This is a genomic window from Chryseobacterium gleum (genome assembly GCF_900636535.1).
In the GTDB taxonomy this organism is placed as follows: Bacteria; Bacteroidota; Bacteroidia; order Flavobacteriales; family Weeksellaceae; genus Chryseobacterium; species Chryseobacterium gleum.
This window is the reverse complement of record NZ_LR134289.1, coordinates 1653938-1678398: the sequence shown is the minus strand read 5'-3', so window position 1 is coordinate 1678398 and position 24461 is coordinate 1653938. Positions and strand designations below refer to the sequence as shown.

At 36.8% G+C, this 24461-nt stretch carries 22 protein-coding genes; 9 read left to right on the top strand and 13 right to left on the bottom strand.

Annotated features, from left to right (window positions below; translation table 11 throughout):
• Positions 1-126: 126 nt before the first annotated feature.
• Positions 127-579 carry a hypothetical protein gene (locus EL165_RS07735; protein WP_002978062.1) on the bottom strand — a complete coding sequence of 151 codons (453 nt, stop codon included), beginning with the start codon at positions 577-579 and terminating at the stop codon, positions 127-129.
• 203 nt (positions 580-782) lie between these two features.
• Here EL165_RS07735 and EL165_RS07730 point away from each other — a divergent pair, with 203 nt between their 5' ends.
• Both EL165_RS07730 and EL165_RS07725 read left to right on the top strand, forming a co-directional pair.
• Positions 783-1859 carry a sensor histidine kinase gene (locus tag EL165_RS07730; protein WP_002978063.1) on the top strand — a complete coding sequence of 359 codons (1077 nt, stop codon included), beginning with the start codon at positions 783-785 and terminating at the stop codon, positions 1857-1859.
• Entirely contained in the window at positions 1859-2581 is a 723-nt protein-coding gene (locus tag EL165_RS07725; protein ID WP_002978064.1) for a LytR/AlgR family response regulator transcription factor, read from the top strand. The genes EL165_RS07730 and EL165_RS07725 overlap by 1 nt, the downstream gene beginning before the upstream one ends.
• Positions 2582-2774: 193 nt before the next feature.
• Here the strand turns inward: EL165_RS07725 and EL165_RS07720 are convergent, their stop codons facing one another.
• Both EL165_RS07720 and EL165_RS07715 read right to left on the bottom strand, forming a co-directional pair.
• Positions 2775-3509, bottom strand: a complete 735-nt coding sequence (locus EL165_RS07720) for a DNA-formamidopyrimidine glycosylase family protein (RefSeq protein WP_002978065.1) — start codon at positions 3507-3509, stop codon at positions 2775-2777.
• 84 nt (positions 3510-3593) lie between these two features.
• Positions 3594-4223 carry a class I SAM-dependent methyltransferase gene (locus EL165_RS07715; RefSeq protein WP_041461692.1) on the bottom strand — a complete coding sequence of 210 codons (630 nt, stop codon included), beginning with the start codon at positions 4221-4223 and terminating at the stop codon, positions 3594-3596.
• A 202-nt stretch (positions 4224-4425) separates the two neighbouring features.
• Here EL165_RS07715 and EL165_RS07710 point away from each other — a divergent pair, with 202 nt between their 5' ends.
• Entirely contained in the window at positions 4426-5781 is a 1356-nt protein-coding gene (locus EL165_RS07710; protein ID WP_041461693.1) for a deoxyguanosinetriphosphate triphosphohydrolase, read from the top strand.
• A gap of 7 nt (positions 5782-5788) precedes the next feature.
• Here the strand turns inward: EL165_RS07710 and EL165_RS07705 are convergent, their stop codons facing one another.
• From EL165_RS07705 to EL165_RS07680, 6 genes are all read right to left on the bottom strand, one after another.
• A complete protein-coding gene (locus tag EL165_RS07705) occupies positions 5789-6862 on the bottom strand; it encodes an NAD(P)H-dependent flavin oxidoreductase (RefSeq protein WP_041461694.1) in 1074 nt (357 codons plus the stop codon).
• Positions 6863-6893: 31 nt separating this feature from the next.
• Positions 6894-7346 (bottom strand): nuclear transport factor 2 family protein, encoded by a 453-nt coding sequence (locus tag EL165_RS07700; RefSeq protein ID WP_002978069.1) that lies wholly within the window; start codon positions 7344-7346, stop codon positions 6894-6896.
• Entirely contained in the window at positions 7343-8077 is a 735-nt protein-coding gene (locus EL165_RS07695; protein WP_002978070.1) for an SDR family NAD(P)-dependent oxidoreductase, read from the bottom strand. The genes EL165_RS07700 and EL165_RS07695 overlap by 4 nt, the downstream gene beginning before the upstream one ends.
• Positions 8078-8084: 7 nt before the next feature.
• The gene (locus EL165_RS07690; protein ID WP_002978071.1) at positions 8085-8303 is read right to left on the bottom strand and encodes a tautomerase family protein; all 219 of its coding nucleotides are present in this window, start codon (positions 8301-8303) and stop codon (positions 8085-8087) included.
• Between the two features lie 26 nt (positions 8304-8329).
• The gene (locus tag EL165_RS07685) at positions 8330-8863 is read right to left on the bottom strand and encodes a YceI family protein (protein ID WP_002978072.1); all 534 of its coding nucleotides are present in this window, start codon (positions 8861-8863) and stop codon (positions 8330-8332) included.
• Between the two features lie 108 nt (positions 8864-8971).
• Positions 8972-9586 (bottom strand): Crp/Fnr family transcriptional regulator, encoded by a 615-nt coding sequence (locus EL165_RS07680; RefSeq protein WP_002978073.1) that lies wholly within the window; start codon positions 9584-9586, stop codon positions 8972-8974.
• Between the two features lie 147 nt (positions 9587-9733).
• Between EL165_RS07680 and EL165_RS07675 the strand changes: the two genes are divergently transcribed.
• Positions 9734-10672 (top strand): SPFH domain-containing protein, encoded by a 939-nt coding sequence (locus EL165_RS07675; RefSeq protein ID WP_002978074.1) that lies wholly within the window; start codon positions 9734-9736, stop codon positions 10670-10672.
• 142 nt (positions 10673-10814) lie between these two features.
• On the opposite strand, the gene EL165_RS26270 is transcribed toward EL165_RS07675, so the two are convergent.
• On the bottom strand, positions 10815-11429 hold the full coding sequence (locus tag EL165_RS26270; protein ID WP_002978075.1) for a DUF4377 domain-containing protein: 615 nt from the start codon (positions 11427-11429) through the stop codon (positions 10815-10817).
• 145 nt (positions 11430-11574) lie between these two features.
• Here EL165_RS26270 and EL165_RS07660 point away from each other — a divergent pair, with 145 nt between their 5' ends.
• Together EL165_RS07660 and EL165_RS07655 are read left to right on the top strand one after the other, a co-directional pair.
• Positions 11575-13596 carry a DUF3857 domain-containing protein gene (locus EL165_RS07660; RefSeq protein WP_081457783.1) on the top strand — a complete coding sequence of 674 codons (2022 nt, stop codon included), beginning with the start codon at positions 11575-11577 and terminating at the stop codon, positions 13594-13596.
• 120 nt (positions 13597-13716) lie between these two features.
• On the top strand, positions 13717-14172 hold the full coding sequence (locus tag EL165_RS07655) for a lipocalin-like domain-containing protein (RefSeq protein ID WP_002978077.1): 456 nt from the start codon (positions 13717-13719) through the stop codon (positions 14170-14172).
• A gap of 236 nt (positions 14173-14408) precedes the next feature.
• Here EL165_RS07655 and EL165_RS07650 read toward each other — a convergent pair whose 3' ends face one another.
• From EL165_RS07650 to EL165_RS07640, 3 genes are all read right to left on the bottom strand, one after another.
• On the bottom strand, positions 14409-14744 hold the full coding sequence (locus tag EL165_RS07650) for an Mpo1-like protein (protein ID WP_002978078.1): 336 nt from the start codon (positions 14742-14744) through the stop codon (positions 14409-14411).
• Positions 14745-14897: 153 nt separating this feature from the next.
• Positions 14898-16580, bottom strand: a complete 1683-nt coding sequence (locus EL165_RS07645; RefSeq protein ID WP_002978080.1) for an APC family permease — start codon at positions 16578-16580, stop codon at positions 14898-14900.
• A 104-nt stretch (positions 16581-16684) separates the two neighbouring features.
• Entirely contained in the window at positions 16685-18922 is a 2238-nt protein-coding gene (locus EL165_RS07640) for a CocE/NonD family hydrolase (protein WP_002978081.1), read from the bottom strand.
• 257 nt (positions 18923-19179) lie between these two features.
• Between EL165_RS07640 and EL165_RS07635 the strand changes: the two genes are divergently transcribed.
• Genes EL165_RS07635 through EL165_RS07625 form a run of 3 tightly spaced genes read left to right on the top strand, consistent with a single transcriptional unit; the run spans position 19180 to position 24437 of the window.
• Positions 19180-22143 carry a tetratricopeptide repeat protein gene (locus tag EL165_RS07635; RefSeq protein WP_002978082.1) on the top strand — a complete coding sequence of 988 codons (2964 nt, stop codon included), beginning with the start codon at positions 19180-19182 and terminating at the stop codon, positions 22141-22143.
• A 3-nt stretch (positions 22144-22146) separates the two neighbouring features.
• The gene (locus EL165_RS07630) at positions 22147-22638 is read left to right on the top strand and encodes a hypothetical protein (protein ID WP_002978083.1); all 492 of its coding nucleotides are present in this window, start codon (positions 22147-22149) and stop codon (positions 22636-22638) included.
• 35 nt (positions 22639-22673) lie between these two features.
• Complete coding sequence (locus EL165_RS07625; protein ID WP_002978084.1) at positions 22674-24437, top strand: TonB-dependent receptor; 1764 nt, start codon at positions 22674-22676, stop codon at positions 24435-24437.
• Positions 24438-24461: the final 24 nt, after the last annotated feature.

The following is a 24461-nucleotide window of genomic DNA, read 5'->3' as shown; positions in this document are numbered from 1 at the left end:
AAATAGAATTTCCCGAATTTGTGTTTTATGAAGTTTGATTATATTTTGCGGGAATGGTTAAATACTGAAAAGAGAAAATTTTAATTTTTTTTTAATCTCTCTGATATTGAGACTTCAATAATAAGTTCAGATATTGTAAAATGTGGTTTCACCTTTTAAAGGCTGAATGACAGACTGGAAAAAATTGAAAGTGAAAATTCTGTCATAGAAGATGTCCAGACAGTTTTCAATAATGACATCAGTATAGCTGGTTTTGTCCCGATGGCATGTTTCTTCTACAAAAACAAACCATAGTTCTGAGAGTCCGTATCTTCTTCTGAACGCTTCTGAATCACTGCAGTCAGGTACTGCAGAGTGTTTAAGATCACAAAACAGAATTCCTTTTTTATGGCCATCATGTTCTACAATATTAATAGGGTGGTACAGGTAGCTGAGAATTTTCATTTTCGGGTCGAAGCATTCTACAAAGTGGTACAAATCAATCAGCTGTATTACTTTTTCTTCTTGTTGAGATTCTGTCATAAAAAAGCATTCTGAGGATATTTCCTGAGTCAGTTCATGAAAAGCTTTTAATTCCATATGTGTTCATTTTATAGTGCAAAGGAATAGAGAAAAGTAGTATGCAAACATGTTTTTATACAAAACGGCAGGTATTTTATACCAAAACCGGAAGTATACTAAGAAGTGTACTCATTGGTATAATAAAATACAGGTTTTGTATAATAAAGTAGTTATAATTTCCGTTATTCTCTATTTTTGTTAATGATAAAAGAGCCTATCCTATGAAATACAGTCCGTGGAAATTTGAAGAAACATTTGTGATGGACTTTCTGGTGGAAGCGAAATATGGATTCCGCAGACATCTGCTGTTTCTCATCTTCTTTTTCTTTCTGATTTACAGCACAAGGTTCTGGCACTGGTATTCCGGGATATATCAGTACTACGTTTTATTCTTTGTGTATACCATCCTGATTGCCATGGTCTATATTAATATATATGTATTGGTTCCCAGGTTCTTCTTTAAAACCAAATATATTACCTATCTGGTTTTATTGGTTCTGATGGGCGTGGCGGGACTTAATTTCATCGGGTATGGTTTCAGACATCTCTTTCAGGATTTCAGAACACAAGATATTCCGAAAGATAATGAAAGAGGAGGCATTTATGAAGGTATTCTGATGTGCATCCCGATTATTCTTACCACCACTACCATAAAACTTCTCCAGAAATGGATCAGTGATAATAAAAGAATTAATGAGCTGAGCAATCTTACCCTGAATATGGAACTCAATGAGCTCAGAAATCAGATTAATCCCCATTTTCTGTTTAATATGCTGAATAATGTAAAAGCTCTTATCCGGACAGACCCGGCCAAAGCTTCAGTAGTAATTGTAAAACTTTCCGAGTTTCTCAGATATCAGCTCTATGAAAACAGTGAAGAAAAGACATTACTGACCTCAGAAATAGATTTTCTGTCCAATTTTTTAAATCTTGAAAAAATAAGGCGTGATCATTTTTCTTTTGATATTCAGATTGATATTGACAAAAGAACGGTCAACAGTATCTTTATTCCGCCGAACCTGTTTACCACTTTTGTAGAAAATGCTGTTAAACACAGTGTAGACATCAGTGGAGCAGAGTCTTTTGTGAATGTCAAATTAAATATTGAGAATAAGCAGCTTCATTTTACCTGTGTGAACTCAAGAAGTCCCGGTTATATTGTTCCCGATAAAAAAAACAGCGGTCTTGGACTTGCCAACATTACAAGAAGGCTTGAACTTCTTTATGGTGATACTTTTGATCTGCAGATAGAATCAGGAGATAAAGAATATATTGTAAATTTAAAAATTCCCGTGTGATGAATTGTATTATAGTTGATGATGAACCTTTGGCAAGATCAGAAATGAGATCACTGATCTCCGAAATTTCCGGTATAGATATTCTTAGTGAATTTTCCAGTGCGCCGTCTGCTCTTGAGTTTCTTAAAGATAACGAGGTAGATCTTATTTTTCTGGATATAGAAATGCCTATGGTAACCGGTCTTGAATTTGCTGAAATGCTTCCTAAAAAGTCACTGATCATCTTTACGACGGCCTATTCCCAATATGCCTTAAAAAGTTATGAGCTGGAAGCCGTAGATTATCTTTTGAAGCCCATTGATCCCCAAAGACTGGAAAAAGCAATTGATAAAGCCATTCTTTACACAGAACTGTTGTCCAAAGATACAGTAAAGAATACCGTAGAATCTAATACTGCAGACTTTTTGTTTATCAAAGCCGAACGCCGATTTTACAAAATTAATTTTTCAGATATTAAATTTATAGAAGGACTTAAAGATTATGTTGTTATCCATACCAAGCACCAAAAGCTTATCACGGCTATGAATCTGAAAACCATTCATCAGAAAATTTCAGGTGAAACCTTTATCAGGGTAAGTAAATCGTATGTTGTCAATATGAATTATATTGATTCATTTGATAATCATAATATCTACATTGAAGACTCAGAAATCCCGCTCGGAGAAGTATACAGGTCAGAATTCTTTACAAGATTTGCCGGAGGCCTCCTCAACTCAGACTGATGATGGATGAGTAATGAGCAATAAGTAATGAGAAATTTAATAAGCAGGATTATGATATAAAAAGAATATGCATATTCATCTGTGTAAATCCGTGTAATCTGGGGCTAAAAAATTATTCAACAGAAACGGGCCTTAGCCCGTTAAATCCATAAAAACATTCGACGGCTTCAGCCAAAACTTAAAAATAGTTTATTCAATAAAGTTTCTGATCTTTTTCACAAAAGAAGCTCCTTCTTTTTCCAACACCTGTCTGTTTTTTGATCAGCTTCCGTCCGCAAACCGGACATACAGATTTGGTATGTACCAGCCAGTGTTTTTTCAAAACAAAATCCCTTTTCCATTTCAGGAAATCAAAACTATAATTTCTGGCTTCAGCAATAAGCTCTTTCCTTTTTTTAGCCGGGAGATTGCCCAACAGACTTTCAGGCTGTACTCCAATCCTGAAAAGGACTTCATTTTTGATGATGTTGCCTACACCTGAAAAAATATCCTGATTCATTAAGGCATCGCACACCATCATTTTCGGATTCGATTTTAGTTTTTCTTCCGCTTTTTTCGGATTCCACTGATCGCTCATCACGTCAGCTTCCCAATCAATGGTGGAGAGAAATTCAAGATCTACGGATTTTACCGAGCAGGTGTAAAAATAAATGCTTCCGGTTGGGAAAAACAAAGCCAAACGCAGGCTTTTATCAGGTTTGGTCTGCTCATCAATACCGTAAGAGCCAAACATTAATAAATGGATACGGACGGCCGCTTTCTCAAAAATGAGGTAAGTCTGTTTTCCAAAAGTACGGATTTCGCGAAGGGTCTGCCCGATAAAAGAGTCTTTTTCAAATTTGGCATTCCCTGAAACTTCTGTCACTTGCTGGCCTGCAAATGGCTGCAGGTTTTCTTTCATTAATATGATGGATGGACCTTCAGGCATAAGTTTGTTTTGAGATAAAGATTCAAATAGTATTCCATTATCTGAATCTTCATCCTAAAACAAACCTATGTAAACATTACAGGATCAGTTATGTTTTTGCCCTACAAAACGGATAACAGAGCCTGTTCCGTTGTGAAACAAACCCTCCTTGAGTTCGATTTCTGTTTCTTTTAATTCTATAATATCATAATCCGGGAAATCCGCTTTGATCTCATCAATAGAAAATAAGGATTCAACATCTTTGGGTCCGCCTACTTTCTCATTCCTGGCGATATATTCAAGATGGTTTTTACTGAAAGCTTCGAAAATAATAAATCCGCCTTTACGGAGATATTGATTCAGCATCTGATGGATGGAAGACTTAACTGCTGCCGGAAAATGAGCGTAAATAAGTGCAATGACGTCAAACTGCTCTTTTTGGTAATTCAGATCAGAAAGTTCTCCAACCTGATAATCAATGGTGGTTCCCAGCTGATGAGCAAGCTGCAGTGCTTTATTTCTGCCATTGGCACTGATATCAAAAGCCGAAACCTGCCATCCCTGTGTCGCTGCAAAAACAGCATTCCGTCCTTCGCCTTCTGCGGGAAAAAGTATAGTGCCGGGCTTTAATTGACTAAGTTGCTCCCTCAGGTAATTATTCGGTTCGGTTCCATACGCAAACTCTTCGCTGCTGTACCTTTCATCCCATCTGTTGAGCCATGTGTTGTCCTTCATTGTAAAAGAATTTAAAATTTGCATGAAGAAGAATAAAAAGTATTCTTCCGTTATATTAGCCGCACCAAATGTAAAATATTTCTTCAAGCTTCCGACCTCTAAAAAACGTTTATTATAATAGATTTTTTGAATGAGAGATCTGTTCAATAAAAATCTAAATACTATTCCGTACAATTAAAATTTGAAGTAATTTTGAAAAATGATGAATTTAAACCACATTTTCACCAATCAACGTACAGGAAACAATCCGCAGACCAAAGCTTCAAGAACTGATTTTCAAAGGGATTTCGATAGGATTATCTTCTCTTCTGCCTTCAGGAGACTGCAGAATAAAACTCAGGTTTTTCCTCTTCCCGGCAGTGTTTTTGTACACAACAGACTTACGCATTCTCTGGAAGTATCATCTGTAGGAAGAAGTTTAGGAAGTATTGTCGGTGAATTTATTGCTGAAGATTTTAAAAATGAGCTGACTGAGGATTCAAAGAACTTTTATCTCCATAATTTAGGAAATGTAATAGCTGCTGCATGTTTATGCCATGATGTGGGAAACCCCGCTTTCGGACATTCCGGGGAAGATGCCATTGCAAGTTATTTTGAAAGAAATGAAAAAGATCTGAAATCCAAGTTCAATGAAAAAGAGTGGGCAGATCTGGTAAATTTTGAAGGTAATGCCAACGCGATCAGAGTGCTGGCACAGCAGCAGCAAGGGAAAGATGCAGGAGGTATTCAGCTTACTTTCTCAACGCTGGCAAGCATTGCAAAATATCCGTGTGAGGCTGTAGCTAAGAAAAAAGGAATCATTCACAGGAAGAAATTCGGATTTTTCCAGAATGAAAAGGATATATTCCTGGAAATCGCCAAAGGAACGCAGCTTATTGCTGAAAGTGAAGAACCATATATTTTCAAAAGACATCCTTTCGTATGGCTGGTAGAAGCAGCAGATGATATCTGCTACAATATCATTGACATGGAAGATGCCCACAGACTGGGAATTGTTTCAACAGCAGACTGTAAAAACTTATTTTTCGAGCTGGTAAAATCTGAAACCGATGACATTCAGAGAATTGAGACAAAATTAAGCTCTATCTCCAATGAAAATGAACAGATTTCATATTTAAGAGCAAAAGTGATCAATGCCTTAATCAATAAATCAATTGAGATGTATAAGCATAACTTTGAAACCATTCTTGAAGGAAATCTTGGCAACGGTTTACTGGACATCTATAAAAAAGAAAATAAGGCACTTCAGGACATTGAGAGTTTTTCAGTAGAAAAAATTTATAATCATAAAGCGGTTGTTGAAATTGAAAATGCAGGCTATAATGTGATGTATGAATTGCTGGATCACTTTATTCCTTCCATTCTGAAGTCTGATGAAAAAAGAAAATCTTATGACGAAAAAGCTTTGAAATTAATTCCAAAGCAGTTTATTTACGATAACGGAACCGACTACCAGAAAGTTCTCGGAGTTATTGATTTCGTTTCGGGCATGACGGATAATTATGCTACCGATCTGTATAGAAAAATTAAAGGAATAGACATCGGAATGACCGTGTAAAATCTATTTATTCTAATAATTCAGAAGCCTCTTCGATTAATGATCTCATTAAGGTGGAGGCTTTTTTATGCTTTAAAACCGGAGCAATCTGGCCGGACCAGAAAAATACCAGATCATTTTTCTCTTGTTCTAAAGCAGCTTTTCTCAAGGTTCCCATGAATTGAGCCTGCAAAGGAAACGGCAATGTTTTATCAGTCGCAGTCAAAACATCCTTTGTGATTTTTGTCGTAATTCCGCGCCCTAATCTTCCTGTGTACGCCCTGGTAAGAGTGGTGGATTTTGCAGCTTCGGAAAACAACAGTTCTTTGTGAAAGGGTAGTGCCCCGGATTCTTCAGTTGCAAGAAAAGCCGTTCCAATCTGCACAGCTTCTGCTCCCAGCTGAAAAGCACCTGCAATGCCATGGCTGTCCGCGATTCCTCCGGCAGCAACTACAGGAATCTTTACACGATCCCGGATTAATTGAATTAAAGCAAAAGTTCCCGTTGTAGAAAGTTCAGACCTGTCCAGAAATGAAGGTCTGTGGCCGCCGCTTTCAAATCCTGAGGCGACGATAATATCTACTCCGGTTTTTTCCAAAGCAACAGCTTCATCCAGCGTGGTCGCATTTCCCAACACAACAGTTCCTTGATGATGAAGATCTTCGATGATGTTTTCATTCAGCAACCCAAACATAAAGCTGAAAACTTTAGGTTTGATGTCAAAGATCACTTCCAGCTGATTTTGAAATCTGGATTCAAAAGAGGGTGGAGGTGCCGGAATATCTATATCCAAAAGGTCAAAATAAGGTTTGAAAGTTTCAACAGCCTTCTGATATTGCTCTTTTGTATGTTTTTCGTCAATGATATCATGATCGCTTACCCACAGATTAAGATTGTATGGTTTATCAGTTTTCGACTGTATTTTATGGTGAATGTCATAGATTTCATGGGGTGACATAGTGTAGGCTCCAAAACCTCCAAGTCCGCCAAGATTACTCACTGTAGTTGTCAGTTCAACAGTAGAAAAATCTCCGCCAAAAGGGCCTTGAAAGATAGGGTATTCAATCCCGGTTAATTCTGTAATTCTATTTTTGTTCCACATATTTTTTCGGTTTACTACATTAAAGATTGAATTAAGGTTGTACATGGGTCAGTGTCTTGTTAATAATGAGCCATTTCCCTTCTGTATGATTGAAAGTTATGAAATTATAATAATTGAAGTCATACATTTTTACATGCAATTTCGCGACAGCAATTGAATTGATGATATCAACTGAAATAATTTCAGCTATAAAATCCTTTCCCGATTTTTCCGGACTTACGCGGTTTCCGACTCCTTCAATATACTGTTCTGCAGTTTTGAAATAAGGAATTCCATTGATATCTCCGAAAAGCAGCGCATCTTTATAGAAAGCTTTTTTCAAAAGTTCTGTATCGCCTTTATAAATTCCTTTGAAATAATAATGCTCTATCACATTTCTTATTTCGGTTTCTGATGCCTGAATGGTTTTCATATTCTTAAGATTTTGTGCATGACCGCTCAACGGAAAGCTGAGCAGCCATGCTATAATTAATGATAGTTTCATGATAAATGATGTCCGGCACCCATCCCTCCGTCAACATTGATGATAGCCCCGGAGATTAATTTATTTTTAGCAATAGCAAAAATCATCTGAGCCACTTCTTCAGGCTCCCCGATACGGTTGATGAGGTGTATTCCTGCATTGTTATCTAGGTCTGCACCATGCATTGGAGTCCTGATCAATCCCGGCGCAACTGTATTCACCCTGATATTGTCTATTCCAAACTCTGCCGCAAGCTGCAATGTCAGTGCATGAATAGCTCCCTTACTCGAAATAGGTGCCGTAGAAGGAGATTGGGCAATGGCGTGGTACACTAATGGCGTTCCTATATTGATCACCACACCATCTTTTTGCCTGATCATTTGAGGAATGACGGCCTGCGTGGTAAAGAAGGTTCCTTTTAAATTGGTGCTTAAAAAACGGTCCAGATAGTCTTCAGTAACTTCCAGAAATGGTTTGTTTTCGTAGATTCCGGCGTTGTTGATGAGCACATCAGCAGATCCGAATCTTTCTAAAGCTGTTTTCACCAGCGCTTCTCCTGTTGTCTTATCCGAAACATTTCCGGCAACCATTGCGAGATTTTCTGCGGCTCCCAGTTCATGATACACTTTCTCTAATTTGACTGCCGTTTGTGAATTAATGACCACGTTATCTCCTTGATTTAAAAAATACCGGGCAGTTTCCAATCCTATTCCTGAAGAGGCTCCTGTTACGATTACGGTTTGTTTTTTCATTGCTGATTTATTTTTTGACTGTTGAAAATCCTTGTTCTTTTAATACAGAAACCTGTTCTCCTGCATACCCCCAGTTATCGTCTTCAATCTCATTGATAACAATATGTGTCAAATGAGGATCTTTATTCAAAACTGAGGTTACAGCTTCACTGATTTTTCTGATTAACTGTTGTTTTGTTTCGCGGTTAAGGTCTTCGCGAAGCACATCGACTTTGATGAATGGCATGATGGTAAATTTTTAGAGTTATTGAATTAATAAGCTTCCGCAATAAGATGAATGTTTAAATCAAAGTTGTTGTAGATCAACGTATCACCCAGATTGGTAAAGAAGTTAGAGGACCTGAATCTGATATTGAATTTTGTTCTGTCTACTACAAGTCTGGTTTTTAGAACAGCGGCATTATCTGTTGTTACAATATGAAGGCTGGTGTCGATAGGTTGAGTAATACCTTTGATGGTAAGATGTCCTTGTACGTAATAAAAATTCTCATCACCAGGTTCTGCATGAGTAATTTCAAATGAAGCTTCAGGAAACTGTTCAACATTGAAGAAATCATCAGAAGCCAGGTGGTTGGCAAACTGTCTATTGGTTTCATTATCCTCAATGTCAAGGATTTTGATGGAGCGGGTATCAATGATGAACTTTCCGGACTGAAGTTTTTGGTTTTCAAATATGAAATTGCCTTCTTTTATGCGGATTGTACCGTTATGAGCTCCTGTAACTTTTCTTCCGATCCAGTCGATAGTACTGTTTTCGGTATTGACTTTAAAAATTTTTGTATCCATTTTTATTGGGTTTAAATATGGATACAAAGTTCAGCTCACCGAAAGAAATATTTACGTGATGTACCTCACAAAATGAAGATGAGAATAAACAATATAAAAAGCTGCAGATTATTGATGAAGCCTGCTCAAAGTTTCTCTCGTCACTCCCAGATATGAAGCTATGAGGTGTTTCGGAACCAGATTATAAAGTTGGGGATACATAGATAAAAGCTCCTGGTATCTGAATTTGGCATCATTATTCATAAAAGAAAGAAGGCGTTTCTGTGCAGCTACATACCCTTTATTGGTCCGCCATCTGAAAAAATGTTCAACCTGATGAATTTCTTTACAGATTTTTTCCCTGTCCTCATTGGAAATGGACAAAATTGCTGCATTTGTAATGCAGTCTACATTAATGGTAGCCCTTGTTTTATTGTAAAGAGCATCAAAATCCGTTACCCACCACGTCGGCATGGCAAACTGAAGAATAAACATTTTCATATTGTCATTAAGATAAAATGCTTTCAAACAGCCTTCCAGAACAAAATATTCATGATTCACGAAATCGCCTTCCGAAATAAGACTTTGCCCTTTCTTTAAAGTAATCAGATCAAAATGTCCGAAAACATAGTCAAGTTGTTCATCAGTAAGAGAAGTGAATTTAGAGATGTGATCTTTTAATATTTCTTTAGAATTGACCATGATGTATAATGAATAATCAAAAGTAAGTTTTTTCAGGATCATTTTAATTTAAATGTTGTGAATAATTCTACATGATTTCCGGTAAACGAGGCTTTAAGGCTTAAATTAATTTTTCCTATATTTAAACAGCACAGGTAAATTGTTTTAACAAAACACGATTTATAACGACATATTAAAAAATTAAAAACTATGGGTATATACTTAGCGCCCGTTATTTTCTTCGGGCTTATCATTTTGTTCGCTTCGTTTTTTGTGGTTAAGCAGGAAACAGCAGCGATTATTGAACGCTTCGGGAAATTTCAGGCTGTAAAACATTCCGGTCTTCATCTTAAACTGCCAATCATAGATCAGATCGCTAAAAGACTGAATCTGAGAATCCAGCAGCTGGATGTAATGATTGATACCAAAACATTGGATAATGTTTTTATTAAAATGAAAATTTCCGTTCAGTATCAGGTGATCAGAAACCAGGTGGGAGATGCTTATTACCGTTTGGAAAATCCTGAAAACCAGATTACCTCATTTGTGTTCGATGTAGTGCGTGCGGAAGTTCCTAAACTGAAACTGGATGATGTTTTTGTAAGAAAAGATGATATTGCAGTCGCAGTAAAGAGCGAGCTTCAGGAAGCCATGAACAGTTATGGTTATGATATTATCAAGGCTTTGGTAACAGATATTGATCCGGATGAGCAGGTAAAACATGCGATGAACAGAATTAATGCTGCGGAAAGAGAAAAAACCGCTGCAGAATATGAATCTGAAGCCCAAAGAATCCGTATTGTAGCCGTTGCAAAAGCAGAGGCAGAATCTAAAAAGCTTCAGGGGCAGGGGATTGCCGACCAAAGACGGGAAATTGCAAAAGGGCTTGAAGAATCTGTTAGAATGCTGAATAATGTAGATATCAACTCTCATGAAGCATCAGCGCTTATTGTGGTCACACAGCATTATGATACTTTACATTCCGTAGGAGCAAGTAACAGAAGCAATCTGGTACTTCTTCCGAATTCGCCCACTGCAGCCAGCGGAATGCTGAATGATCTTGTGGTGGCTATGACAACTGCCAACACAGTGGGAGAAGCTACAAAAGGAAAATACCCTGAACCTCCTCAAAAAGAATCAGGTTTTTAAAATTAAAGAAAAAAGAAGCGTAAATGAACCTGAAAAAATGAATTCATGGAAAATTTCCGTGATTGTCAAAATAATTTCAGGCTTCATTCTTCAGCTTCCGCAATAAAAAAACGCTTCTGAATTTCAGAAGCGTTTTTTGTTATTATTTCTTCGTTTTAGAAACCTGTTCTACCAGTGTGTATCTGATAGAAGAAGCATCAGCCGGCGGATTTTCAATTTTTTCTGTTTTCACTTTTAAAACATATTCATAACCTGGCTCATAGGTGAATCCTTCAATACTACTGTAGAAGTTTGTCCAGTTTTCAGAATCATTCTCTTTTACCTGCAGACATTTCATACGACCTGCTCCTGCAGAACAATCTACGGTTTGGGGTCCTACGATAAGTGTTTTTTCATTGGCTGCCACCGCTGTTTTTTTCGTTTTAGAAACCTGTTTTAGCAATGTATATTTTATAGATGATCCATCAGCTGGCGGATTAGCAATTTTTTCTGTTTTTACTTTTAAAACATATTCATAGCCCGGTTCATAAGTAAATCCTTCAATATTGCTGTAGAAATTCGTCCAGTTTCCGGAAGCGTTTTCTTTTACCTGCAGACATTTCATAGGAGCCACGCCTGTACAGTCTGCTGTCTGCGGTCCTACAATGAATGTTTTTTCATCACCTGCGGATGCATTGGTTGTGGTTGTACATTGCGTCATTGCGAATAATGCTAATGCGGGTGCTGCCCCTTTTAGAATTGTTGCTATACTTTTCATAAACTTGATTTTTCCCCTTACGTCGCAATTACCATGCCGAAAATAAATACTGAATTTGTAGTACTTCTGCTATTGTTTTTTACTTTTTTAATCATTTAATTTGAATTTCTTAAACACTAACCAAAATATAATTCTTATAATGAATATGGATAATCAAATGCAAGTTGAAAATTACAGGATTCAAAAACCTGAAATATGGGCAGGAAATATCGGAGATGAGGAAATCATAAGTCGGATCAAAGATTCAGAATTTGCCAGAAAACAAATTGATGAGGGCAGGGATTACTGCTATTTTCTGGATAAAAAATACTATACAAGCAATACGGAAAACAGTGAATATGTCTGCATGGCCTATACGCTGAATGAACCCGGAAATCTGGAAAGAGCCTCTGTTTCTGATGTTATTGTGGAAGAAAACGAAGTATACCAGATCCACAGAATCAGCGTTCTGAGAGACGGGGTGCTGATTGATAAGATTCCGGATACGAAAATCAAAGTCCTTGACAGTGAAAACCAGAGCAGCGGAGGTGTTCTGAGCAGTAATAAAAAGATCAATATTACCATTAAAGATCTGAGATTGTATGATATACTCATTTTAGAGGATTCAAGGATTAAAGAATTTACTGATCGTGATTTCCTGAGAAAGGAATTCTCTAAATACGTCTGGGTAAGTCCTGATAATTACTGGGCTTACGGAAGTTTTAAATTTACCTTCATCAATGAACGTGAACAGACAATTGCTTACAAAAAAACTTTCTTCAGAGACGAACAAGGCAATGTCCTTGAGCCGCAAGTAAACCATCTGAAAAAAGGAGAACGCTTCGTTATTGAAGAACAGAATTATATCAATCCTGTAGATTCAGGACGTGAGATTTTTCCTTATGTGGATTTTGCTACAGAAAGCAACTGGAAAGATCTGTCTAATTATATTGTCCCTTTCTATGAGGAAATTTTCAATAAAGCTTCCCTAAAGGATTTTGCTCCGAATCTTGTTGAAAAACTGGATGCCATTGCCGATCAGGACGAAAAACTTCAGTTTGCCATAGAGTATGTTCAGAATCATATTTATTATATCTTCAATGCAGATGAGATGAACGGGCATAAGCCACAGGAACCTTCAATAACTTATGAAAACAAGCAAGGAGATTGTAAGGCAAAATCGGTTTTATTGAAAGTGATTCTTGATTATATCGGCGTTGAAGCTTCTGTTGTACTGGTGAATTTCAACACAGATTATTATATCAAGTATTATCTTCCATCGTTATTAAGCTTTAATCACGTGGTGGTAAAAGTAAATTACAAAGGACAGGAATATTTTATTGATGCCACTATCCGTGATGAATTCGGATTGATAGAAAACCGCGGATTCATATATTTTATGCATTATCTGGAAGTGAAAAAAGATCAGGAACTGCAGGTAAGAAAACCTTATAAATTCCCTTATTTCTGTATCGATGAAAAAGTAGATTTCAGTGCACAGGGCAATACCGGAAAACTTACTTTGTCAACCACTTACAAAGGAAACAGAGCCAATGCGATGAGAAGGTATTTTAAGAGTACGAATAAAAGGGAAATTATTGACAGCTGGAACAGTTTCCTTTTCTATGCGCTTAACTATTCAGGAGACAGGAATGGTACGGATGTACGGGATGTGTTTAAAGATGCAGCTATTGATGTGGTAAGTGATGATAAGAAGCTGAATGAAGTCAGAATTCAATATTCTGCTGTTATTGAGAATCCTTATTTTGTAGATCCTCAAAAGAATCGTTTCCTGATGTATTTTGACAGAAATGTGGTGAAGGCAAGTGCGAGGGATTTCATGCATAAAGATTTACCATTCTGGCATAATTTCGACAGCGAGAAATACGAGATCAACCTGCATACAGATCATAAAATTGATACTGAAGAAAAATATACGATTCAGGAAAGCACTATTTCTAATCCGTATTTTGATTATAAAAGTCGTAAAAAAGTACATAAGAACGGAGCAAGCGTGTATATAGAATATAGTCCTCTGATTAATATTGAAATTCCTCAGAATGAGTTTGAACAGTTCAGAACAGATCATCATACCATTGCCGACAGTAATTACGGTTTGGGAATTGATATTATCGAACCAGGCCTGATGAACAGACTTAAATTCAGTTTTAAGAAAAAATTTAAATAAGATCCTTTAAGTTTAAAGGTAAGGATTCAATATTGAAGGTTTAGATTTCCGCGGGCGGCGAAGCCGCCCGCGGAAATCTTTTATATTATTTTATTCTAATTATTAAAAAAACACATATTTATGTTTAAGGTATTTTGTCTTGCTTCTTTTCTTGCAGTCTCATCTCTGATTAATGCACAAAAAATAACCAAAGAAAATGTTACAGGATTCTGGAAACTGAAGGAAGCTGGATTTTATGAAGGGAAAGAGAAAGTGATAAAAGAATTCGATAACTGCCGTCTGATGAGAAATTATGCCATCAGGGAAGATGGTTTTGCTGTTTATAATTATACAGAAGGAAGTGTGGGAAACTGCAGCCCGTCCGAGCCCAGACTTTCTTTCTGGAGAATCGTAGAAAACAGGATCCAGTTTTATGTAGATGACCAGAATATCCTTGAAGAAGTAGTGGTAATAATGAATAAAGATAACACGATTACATTTTCAAGTTATATCCCTGAACGAAAAAAAGTAGATGGCGATGCTTTTGCTGAAAAAATAGCAAACACAGTTCACTACGATATCCTTGAAAAACAATAAAGTTTCAGACGTCCGAAAACTCTTCCTAAGCATAGTCATTGCGAACCGAATGTGAAGCAATCCCAATATTATTCATAAGCAGAAAGTTGGAAAACGCAAAGTCACTAAGATATTACAAGCCATATGTATGTAAGACGCAAGGATTTTATCTTCGATAAAATTTCAACGGTACTTTTGTCATTCCGAGCAAAGCAAGGAATCTCAATTATTCAAATAAGGGTTTAAATTTTAAACCCTTATGGATTCTGGGGTTTATTATTAGGCATTATGAATTTCTGCTTCCCAATCAAAAGTTCAAAAAACAGTCTGAAATCTGAGATTAAGGACCATAAAGGATATTTAAACGTAGCAGGCTTATTTCTCTCAATCACGGCATGACTGAACCAGGCAAATCCGTAGCCTACAATAGGAATGTACCATAAAAATCTTTCTTTTCCTGAACTGATAACATATCCTATAACGAAAAATACAAGAAACGTTCCGATAAAATGAAAAATCCGGGTTCCCGTTTTACTGTGTTCAGTAAGATAAAACTGATAAAATTCTCTGTATGTTCTGATTCTTTCAGCCATGGCGGTTAGTTTATGGGTTCTTGTGAAGCTAAAGCAATAATTCTGCCGATTTTTATCAGAGGTAAAATAAAAATGGCAAAATCGCAGATCAGTTTCTCCATCGGGTTTAACATTTCTGCCATTTTGCCTTTTCGCAATTTTGCCAATTATGATTTAGCTATTCTTTAATTCTTTTCCCAGTTTACTGTTTTTGTATCCGTAGCAGAAATAAATAACCATTCCGATCAGGAACCACATCCCGAACCAGAACCAGTTCTCGTGGCTCATTCCCGTAAGAAGATACAGACATGAGCTTAATCCAACCAATGGAATCAATGATAAATTTTTGATAAACGCTACAACACACAGAATAAGGTTGATGATGATAAAGAAGAATATAGAAGCTCTGAATTCTCCTTCATTGGGATCTGACCAGTTCATCAGATTGTCAAAAAATTCCGGCTGCCATTGATAGAAAGCAATTAATCCACCAATAAAAACAACAGGGAAAATGATTTTACCATTCACATAAGGAAGGTGAAATCTGCCTTTTATTTTTTCTTTGGCAGGAAGAAGAAGTACTCCGGCACATACTAACACAAAGGCAAAAATAGTCCCGATACTCGTAAAGTCAAGGATAAAAGTTTTGTCTGTAAACAGGATAGGAATCCCCACTACAATTCCGGTAACGATGGTTGCGTAGGATGGCGTTTTATACTTAGGGTGTATCTTTTGAAATCTTGCAGGCATCAGTCCGTCACGGCTCATGGCATACCAGATTCTAGGCTGTCCCATCTGAAATACTAATAATACTGTAGTAATGGCTACAATAGCAACGAAAGAAACCACAAGTTCCATCCATGCTACATTGGCATTTGTTTTTTCGAAGATGAATGAAAGCGGATCTCCCACACCATCAAATTTCTTATAGTCTACCATTCCCGTTAATACCAGTGTTAAAGCAATATAAATTACCGTACACAGTACAAGAGAGATGATCATTCCTTTTGGTAAAGTTTTCTGTGGATCTTTGGTCTCTTCAGAAAGTACACTTAATGCATCAAATCCGATATACGCAAAGAATACTCCGGATACGGCACTCATTACTCCGGCAAAACCATTTGGCATAAAGGAAGGTGTTCCGGTTGCAGGACTTACAGGAGTCCAGTTTTCAGTGTTGATGTAAGCAAAACCAACCAGAATAACTAATAAAATAACACCGAGTTTTAAGATCACCAATGAGTTGTTGAAATTTTTACTTTCTTTTACTCCTACATAACAAAGCCATGTAATCAATCCGTTGATAACCAATGCCGGAATATCTACAATGAACTTCAGACTACCGATTAACGGCGCTGTTTTCCATGCATTTAATAATTCTTTATTTTCTGAACCATATTGAAAGGCTTTCCTTGCTTCGGTATAGCTGCAGGTCAGATAATCAGGAATGTGCATTCCAAGACGTCCCAGGAAGCTGGTGAAATAGTCTGACCAGGAAAAGGCTACGTAAATATTTCCAAAAGAATATTCCATGATCAGAGCCCAGCCAATTACCCAGGCTATAAGCTCTCCAAAACTGGCATAAGCATAGGTATAAGCAGAACCTGCAGTAGGAATTCTGCTGGCAAATTCAGCATAGCATAACGCGGTAAACCCACAGGCAAAACCGCAAATCAAATATAGAAGGATAACACCGGGACCCCCTCTGAAAACGGCTTCTCCCAAACTGCTGAAACTCCCAGCTCCAATAATGGCCGCAATACCAAAAAAAACAATGTCCCACACACCTAAGACCCTTAAAAGCCCCGTCGAAGTATCTGTATCTGAATAGATTTTTCTTCTAAAAAGTTGACTCATTCAATAACTATATTTGATTTGAAAAAAAGCAAATGTAATGATTTTTTATTTTGATGTTAACAGTCGTTAACAACATTTAAGCAAAAATGCTCAAACAAAAAGTTTTAGTCTTTATAGACAGGGATTTCTACATAGCTGTCATTGTACCATTTTATCTCCAGCGGCTCCCCGGCATCCTTTATTGTTTCATCACTTACATCCTTACCTGAGCCGTAATTAATCTGCCAGTTAGGATTATTATTAACACCAACCAATAAAAGAAATTTGCTTCCTTTCTCTATCTTTCTGCTCATAACATACGAATTCTTAATCGGAATCTGTTCAATTTTATTGGGTTCAAGAAGCTGCCGGTTTTCATTGTCCTTTGCATAGCTTGCTCTCACGATATGAGTTGATAGTAAATAGGATTTTCCATCCGGAGAAATCTGGTACAGATAAGTATCCGTGTCAAAATCTTTTTTATTGACCGAAACATTGAAAACTCCTGACATATTTCCGCTCATGACGATATCTTTGTCAAGTACTTCACTTTCAAAAGCAACAGAATTCGTTGTTTTGATACTGTCTTTTTTGCTGACTTTATAATAGGTGTCTTTCTGATTCCTGTTTTTTAAATCGACGGTTTGCCTGGTGAAGCTATGACTTTCCGGCTTGCTGAATACTGAAGAAGTGTTTTTTGTGTCTTGAAGGTAAAATTTCAAGGAAGAATTGTGCATTTTGTCAAGATCGGCAACATGTTTCCACGTATTTGTATTCATGACGTGAAAATTGATTTTATCTTTTAAAATTTCTGGCTTTTTACCTCCTTTAAGAATATAATCAAACCATGAGAAAGCAAGATCATCAATACTTATTCTGGCCACCGGATCAATAGGATTACCATTCACATACGTAAACCCGAAACTTTGTGCTCCTCCATGATTGTAAGGACCTATTACCAGATAGTGATCTGCATTTTTATTGTATTGATGATGTTGTTTAAAATAATACAATGCACCAATCTGATCGTCGTCATAATATCCTGTAGTCGTCAGGATCGGAATATTGATTTTAGAAAAATCTTCTTTGTAAGGAACCATTTTCTGCCAGTACTCATCATATCCCGGATGATCCAGCCATCGCTGGAAAATTTTACTTGGCTTTCCGCTTATTTTATCTAAAGATCTGAATGATTTCCCGCTTTTGTACCATTTTGTAAAAATAGAATCCCACTTTACAGCATTGGTAAAATCAGCTTCATCGGTAAATTTATTATTGGTTACATACTGAATCCACTGCAACATATAGCTCATGAAGACATTATTCTGAGCAGGATAATCTATCCCAATGCCTACTGCCACCTGTGGAACAATTGTTTTCAAAGCAGGATGCACTTTTTTTACTGCTGCCCACTGGCTGAATCCTAAATAGCTTCCTCCGATCATTCCTACTTTCCCGTTGCACCACGGCTGTTTGCTTACCCAATCTATCACTTCATAGAGGTCTTGCGATTCATGTTCAAAAGGATTATTGGCATCATTGCTGTTTCTCTTGCCACGAGTGTTTACTACAACGCCTACATAATCATAAGTAGCAGCTCTTTTTCCAAAGAAGCCATCAATGGGACCTGCATAGATATTATTGGTTAAGATAACAGGAAGAGGAGATGTATTCTCCTTTTTTCGGATAATAGTAATGGTTAAGGTATTTCCGTTGATCTTAAGGTCTTTTGTTTCAGTAATGAATTTTTCATTATCTTTTGAAGCCAGCAGCTGCATAACCTGAGGTTTGATGCCGGAGTAGGTTTTATAATTCTGATAATTTTTGCATAAAGCCAAAGCGGTTCTGTAATCGATGCTGTCCTTGCCTTTCTGTTTATCCAGTACTTTTTTCAACTGTTTTCTGGATTCTCTTACATCTCCGTTAAGAGCGAGCTCAAGTCTGGGAATCAGTTTTTCAGGAAGGCTCTGATATTTTTGATTAAATACTTTCTGGAGAGCATTCGTAAAAGAGGCGTTGTTTTCTTTTTGCTCCATCTTTGCAAGGCTGTACAGCTCAAATCCAATATATCTGTATCCACCCATATTGTTATCGGCAAAAAGATCACGGTTTTCAGAAAGAGAAGCCAGTGAGTTTTTGTAGTCCTGGGCAACCATCTGCAGACGGAAAAGATTATCCATAAGATCAACGGTATTTTCCGGTTTATACTTTACAGACTGCAGGTGAGGAATCACTTGCTGTGCAAGCTCTGGCATCTGTTTTTCCAATATAAGAGAGTCAGTTACAGTTGTTTTTGGAAAATAAAATTTTTGTGCCTGTATAAGGTTGACAAAAATTAATGCTAAAAGTATCTTAAATTTCATGGAATGGTGTATTTATGGTATGTTTTTAGCTGCTGTTGAAAAAGTATCAAATTAAAATAAGTTTTTGATAACTGTTTATTAAAATTGTTTACATTTTATCAGACGAAAGTAGTAAATTTTATCATTGGACAGTGAGAAAATTTACATTGTTATAAAATTGTTATTTATAACCATTAAATCTGTTAAAACTTGCTTAAACAATAAGTTTTTAATATTTTCGTTAACTTATTTAGACTAATTTTCTTATATCAAGAAGAATGAAATCAAAAAAAATACTTTTAGCGGCTGCGGTCATTTATTTCGGAATCTCCGATGCTCAACAGTCTCAATATTTTACCCAGAAAGAAAATTACAGGTTTAATCTAGCCGAAAATCTTTATCAGACCAAAATATACAACGCCTCTCAATACGAATATGCAAGACAATATTTCTACAACCAGAATTTGTCCCGTTCTAAGAAAGAAGGCGCTCAGTTTTTTGATAATGTGATTGGTGTGATTCTTCAGAAAAATCATGCTGAAGAGGGATTAACTGCTTTCATGAAAGAATATCCTAATTCTGCTTATTTTGCACAGGCTAATCTTCCGCTTGCTGATTATTACTTGGCAAAAAAAGACTTTGACAAAGCACTGGAAACACTTAAAAAAGTGAACCAGTATCAGCTTTCAAAAGAAGAGAATACTGAGTATATTCTTAAGCTTGGATACGCAAAATTCATGACGGGTGATTCTAAAGGAGCTACTGATGCTCTTGAAGAAGCTTATAAAACTGCAGATCAGTCTCAGAAAGGAGATATTGCTTATATGCTTGGGCACTTATATTACAGCAACAGGCAAAATGATAAAGCTTTCCAGTATTTTGATTCCATTAAAGATCAGGATAAGTTCTCAAAGCTTGTACGTCCTTATTATGTACAGATGTATTATAATGATAAGAACTACGATCAGGCTATTACAGAAGGAAACGCCCTGTTGAACGAAAACATTTCGGATTCTTACAAAGCGGAAGTTCATAAGATCATCGGGGAGAGTTACTTCATGAAGAATGATTACACCGCTGCATATCCGCATTTAAAAGATTATCTGAGCGTACAGCAGAATCCATCTGAAAACGATTTGTATGAGATGGGATTTGTGGCGGCACAGCTGAAAAAATATGATGAAGCGGTTTCTTATTACAACCAGCTTCTGAACAGCAACTCTGCTTTAGCACAAAATGCTTACTATCAGTTAGGAAATGCTTATCTGGCAGTTGATAAAAAGCAGGAAGCCCTTTCTGCATTCCGTTCTTCTTACCAGATGGATTATGATGCGAAAGTGAAAAAACTGGCTCATGAGCAGTACGCTAAATTAAGTTATGACATCGGTAACCCGTTTGAAAGTCCTTCAGCAGTTATTCAAAGTTATATCAACGAAAATCAGAATGGTGCCAATGCCACAGAAATGCGGTCATTACTGGTGAAATCTTATCTGTATTCCGGAAACTATAAAGAAACGCTGAACGCGATTGACAGATTGCAGAGTTCAACTCCTGAGATCAACAAGGTAGATCAGGAAGTTTCTTATTTATTGGGAACTGAAGAATTCAATAAAGGAAATTATGATGAAGCTGAAAAGTATTTCTTAAGAAGTCTTGGTTTCAATATCAATAAAGAATTTAACAGCAGAGCTTTATACTGGCTGGCACAGGTGTATTACCAGAAAGGAAATTATCCGTCTGCCATTGTTCGTTATGAAAAACTTTTAAACGAAAACTTCCCTGAAAAGCAGCAACTTCCTTATGACTTAGGATATGCCTATTTCAAATCCAAAAAATTTGATCAGGCTGCCACATATTTCAAACAGTATCTTGCCAATCCTAAACCTGAATTTAAAAATGATGCAGAACTTCGTCTTGCAGATATCCATTATGCCAACAATGATCTGAACGAAGCGATTGCCATTTATGATAAAAATGAAGATGCCACGGATTATACTTTATATCAGAAAGCAATGGCTTTAGGATTCAAAGGGGATACGCAGGCAAAAATTAACAACCTTAAAAACCTTTTATCAAAATACCCTGATTCTGAATATTACGATGATGCTCAGTACGAAATAGGAACGGCATACGCTGCTCAGGATGATTTTGCGAATTCCAATGATTATTTCGGAAAAGTAATTAAAGGTTCTTCCGACAAAGATCTGATCGCGAATGCTTCTATCTACAGAGCACAGAATTATATTGACCAGAATCAGAATGATAAAGCACTTTCTGAATTGAAATCTTTGGGTGAACAGTATAAAAATACAGCATATGCTCAAAAGGTGGTTCAGGCTGCCAAACCTATCTTCACGAAAAACGGAGACGTTTCAGGCTATGAAACTTTCGCAAGAAATATTGGGGTAAATGTAGATGCTGCTGAAATTGATGAGATCAACTTATCAACAGGTAAACAGCTGTTCGCGAAGAAAGATTATAAGAACGCCATTTCTTATTACGAAAAGTATCTGACACAGAACCCGACAGGGGAAGGATTGTATCAGGCGAAGTATGAATTGGGAGAAAGTTATTACCAGACCAATAATTCAACTAAAGCTTTACTTGTACTTCAGGAAGTTGCTGGAATTCAGAACGATTACCAGGATGACGCACAAACTCGTTTAGCTCAGATCTTCCTTGCACAAGGGAATAAAGCGGAAGCCAAAAAGTACCTTGAAGGCATTAAAAATTCTTCCAATATCAGCATTAAAAACTATGCGAACGTTGAATTGATGAAGCTGTATGCAGAAGAAAATAACTTCTCTGAAGCTGAAAAACTAGCCAATGCAGTAATCGCCAATTCTAAAAACTCAGCAGCCGTTATTGAAACTGCGAAGGTGATCAAAGCAAGAAGCCTGATGAATTCAGGAAAAGATAAAGATGCTCAGACAGCCTATACTTCTCTTGAAAAATCATCCAATACTTCGGTAGCTGCGGAAGCTTTATATGCTAAAGCCTATTATCAGAATAAAGGAAAGGCTTTCAAGTCTTCTAATGAAACGATCTTTAAGCTTGCCAACAACTATGCTTCGGAAGAATTCTGGGGGGCAAAAGCCTTGGTATTGATGGCGAAAAACTATATCGGTCTGAAGGATAATTACCAGGCAAGTTATACGTGTGATCAGATCATTGCCAATTATAAGGATTTCCCTGAAATTGTTGCAGAAGCAAAAGAAGTTAAAAAACAGATTAAGAAATAGGAAATGAAGGGTTTTAAAATTGCTGCTTGTTCTTTCTTAGTTTCGGCTTCACTCTGGAGCTGTATCCCATCGTACAGTGCCTATCCAAAAGAGTATAACCATGCAAAAGCTGATTTCGAAAAGCAAAAAGCTTTTGTAGTGAATAAAGAGCTTAAGAGAGAATTTGAGATTTTAAAACATTCTGATATTTATGAAATCGTGGAAGATAGTACCCATGCAGTTAAAATCACACTGCATCCGATGAAGACCTATACTCCTCCTTGTGGAAACCCAATGATTGGGAGTATGATTACAGTCGGGTTGCTGCCTTCGGGATTTCCGTACGATATTGTTTACAGTTATGATGTAGCTGAGAACAGTGAAACAAAAAATTATCAATACAAATTACAAGTTTATCAAAGCCTTTGGCTGTTTAATATATTCAGACTGGGGAGAACTTTTTCAAAACAGTCGGGGAAAGCTTTATTAGGCAGTTATATTGCTTCCAATAAATAAAAGCCCGTTATATATTTTTTTCAAATAAAGAAAATATGAACAAGAAAATTCAAATATTATCCATATTATTTTTAGGGGTTTCGTCGGTGGCGTTTTCCCAGATCAAGGAGGAAAAACTGGTTCTTAACAAAAAAAGAGAACCAGAAGTGAAGAAGATCGAGAAGAAGAAAACTTCCGTAGAAACGATTAAAAATTATCCGCCTGAAGAGAAATCACAGAATCCTGTGAAGTATACTATCACAGATGTTCCTGCTGTTTCAGACTTCAAAACTTCAACGATTCAGGGAGAGGATGTAGCTCCGAAATTTGACGGGACCGCTCAGAATAACTATTTCCAGTTCGGAATGGGTAATTATGGGAAAGTCTTAGTAGATGGAAATGTTTCCAAAACCCTGGAGAATAAGCTTGAAGTAGGAGCAGATGTTCATGTTCTCTCTACGAATGGTCTTAAAAAAGATTATGACTGGAAATCCGGGCAGACATCAGCCAATATCGGTGCGTTCTTAAACTCTTACGGCGAAAAGGGTAAATTCAACCTTAATGCTGAATATGGTCTGGACAGCTATAATTATTATGGAATTTATGCTATGCAGCCTACCGGTGAACTTGACCTGAAACAAAAAGTCAATCAGTTTAAAGTAAACGGGTATTATGATTTTTATTCTAATGAAATACTGAATGATATAAGGGTAAAATCATCTTTCCTGAAAGATCATTTTGATGCCCAGGAAAACCAGGTTTCAATTCTTGCCAATTTCTCCAAACATGCTGTTGAATTAGGAAAATCAGGAATCAATCTGAATGCTGATCTTGGAGTGGGATTAGATGCTGTGAAGACAGATTTTGCCATCAGGGATAAAAACTCAGCTAACTTTTTCAATACCAGCCTGGCTCCTAAAGTGACCTTCAGAAAAGGAGACTCTTATTTGATGTTAGGATCTTCATTCTCTTTCCTGAATGCTAAGAATTCCAATGACCAGCTGGAACAGCAAAAAAATAATAAGACTTACTGGTTCCCGCAGGCAGAATTCCAGTTTGCTGCTGCTAATGAATTTAAATTCTACGGAGGGGTAGACGGTGGTCTGAAACTGAATACTTACGGAGATATGCTGCAGACGAATCCATTCATCCTTTCTGACCAGTTTTTAAAGCCTACAGAGACGAAATATCATTTTTATGTAGGTTTGAGAGGAGATATTGATGAAACGCTGAAATACGACTTCTCTGCAGGTTACGGAAAAATGAGAGACATTATGTTCTTTAAGGCCAATGATCTTTTTGATAACACTTCTGTTAACCGTTCTGCTTACAACTTTGCCAATACATTCTCTGCAATATATGATGACGGAAATGTAAGTGATATCAAAGGAAGCGTACAGTATTTCCCGTTAGCCAATCTTATTTTAGACGGAGAGTTAAGATTTACGAAGTACAATCTTAAGAATTATGACAATATTTATAACGTTCCTTTGTTCAATGCAAGTATCGGAGCAAAATATACGATGCTTGACAAAAAGTTATTGTTAGGATTTAAAGGAATCTTTGCAAGTGACAGAACGACAAACTCTTATGTAATTGAAGCAGTAGGTGCACCGAATGTAATTTATCAGTCTACGGAGAATACAAATGATAAAGTTGGCGGGTATGCTGATTTAAATCTTTCTGCAGAGTATAAAATTCACAAAAATTTCAGTATTTTCGCACTCGGAAATAATCTTCTGAGCTCCAAATACCAGACGTACAAAGGCTATAAAGTCCTTGGTGCACAGATTCTGGGAGGGGTGAAAATTACTTTCTAAAGTGTAAATGACAGGTAATCAGGT

What these genes read in the sequence shown, in the direction of transcription:
- EL165_RS07655 (WP_002978077.1), top strand. Translation starts at nt 13,717, where the DNA reads ATGTTTAAGGTATTTTGTCTTGCTTCTTTTCTTGCAGTCTCATCTCTG.
- EL165_RS07705 (WP_041461694.1), bottom strand. Translation starts at nt 6,862, where the DNA reads ATGTGGAACAAAAATAGAATTACAGAATTAACCGGGATTGAATACCCT.
- EL165_RS07735 (WP_002978062.1), bottom strand. Translation starts at nt 579, where the DNA reads ATGGAATTAAAAGCTTTTCATGAACTGACTCAGGAAATATCCTCAGAA.
- EL165_RS07625 (WP_002978084.1), top strand. Translation starts at nt 22,674, where the DNA reads ATGAACAAGAAAATTCAAATATTATCCATATTATTTTTAGGGGTTTCG.
- EL165_RS07640 (WP_002978081.1), bottom strand. Translation starts at nt 18,922, where the DNA reads ATGAAATTTAAGATACTTTTAGCATTAATTTTTGTCAACCTTATACAG.
- EL165_RS07680 (WP_002978073.1), bottom strand. Translation starts at nt 9,586, where the DNA reads ATGATCCTGAAAAAACTTACTTTTGATTATTCATTATACATCATGGTC.
- EL165_RS07730 (WP_002978063.1), top strand. Translation starts at nt 783, where the DNA reads ATGAAATACAGTCCGTGGAAATTTGAAGAAACATTTGTGATGGACTTT.
- EL165_RS07695 (WP_002978070.1), bottom strand. Translation starts at nt 8,077, where the DNA reads ATGAAAAAACAAACCGTAATCGTAACAGGAGCCTCTTCAGGAATAGGA.
- EL165_RS07650 (WP_002978078.1), bottom strand. Translation starts at nt 14,744, where the DNA reads ATGGCTGAAAGAATCAGAACATACAGAGAATTTTATCAGTTTTATCTT.
- EL165_RS07675 (WP_002978074.1), top strand. Translation starts at nt 9,734, where the DNA reads ATGGGTATATACTTAGCGCCCGTTATTTTCTTCGGGCTTATCATTTTG.
- EL165_RS07685 (WP_002978072.1), bottom strand. Translation starts at nt 8,863, where the DNA reads ATGGATACAAAAATTTTTAAAGTCAATACCGAAAACAGTACTATCGAC.
- EL165_RS07630 (WP_002978083.1), top strand. Translation starts at nt 22,147, where the DNA reads ATGAAGGGTTTTAAAATTGCTGCTTGTTCTTTCTTAGTTTCGGCTTCA.
- EL165_RS07645 (WP_002978080.1), bottom strand. Translation starts at nt 16,580, where the DNA reads ATGAGTCAACTTTTTAGAAGAAAAATCTATTCAGATACAGATACTTCG.
- EL165_RS07725 (WP_002978064.1), top strand. Translation starts at nt 1,859, where the DNA reads ATGAATTGTATTATAGTTGATGATGAACCTTTGGCAAGATCAGAAATG.
- EL165_RS07635 (WP_002978082.1), top strand. Translation starts at nt 19,180, where the DNA reads ATGAAATCAAAAAAAATACTTTTAGCGGCTGCGGTCATTTATTTCGGA.
- EL165_RS07710 (WP_041461693.1), top strand. Translation starts at nt 4,426, where the DNA reads ATGAATTTAAACCACATTTTCACCAATCAACGTACAGGAAACAATCCG.
- EL165_RS07720 (WP_002978065.1), bottom strand. Translation starts at nt 3,509, where the DNA reads ATGCCTGAAGGTCCATCCATCATATTAATGAAAGAAAACCTGCAGCCA.
- EL165_RS07690 (WP_002978071.1), bottom strand. Translation starts at nt 8,303, where the DNA reads ATGCCATTCATCAAAGTCGATGTGCTTCGCGAAGACCTTAACCGCGAA.
- EL165_RS07700 (WP_002978069.1), bottom strand. Translation starts at nt 7,346, where the DNA reads ATGAAACTATCATTAATTATAGCATGGCTGCTCAGCTTTCCGTTGAGC.
- EL165_RS07660 (WP_081457783.1), top strand. Translation starts at nt 11,575, where the DNA reads ATGGATAATCAAATGCAAGTTGAAAATTACAGGATTCAAAAACCTGAA.
- EL165_RS26270 (WP_002978075.1), bottom strand. Translation starts at nt 11,429, where the DNA reads ATGAAAAGTATAGCAACAATTCTAAAAGGGGCAGCACCCGCATTAGCA.
- EL165_RS07715 (WP_041461692.1), bottom strand. Translation starts at nt 4,223, where the DNA reads ATGAAGGACAACACATGGCTCAACAGATGGGATGAAAGGTACAGCAGC.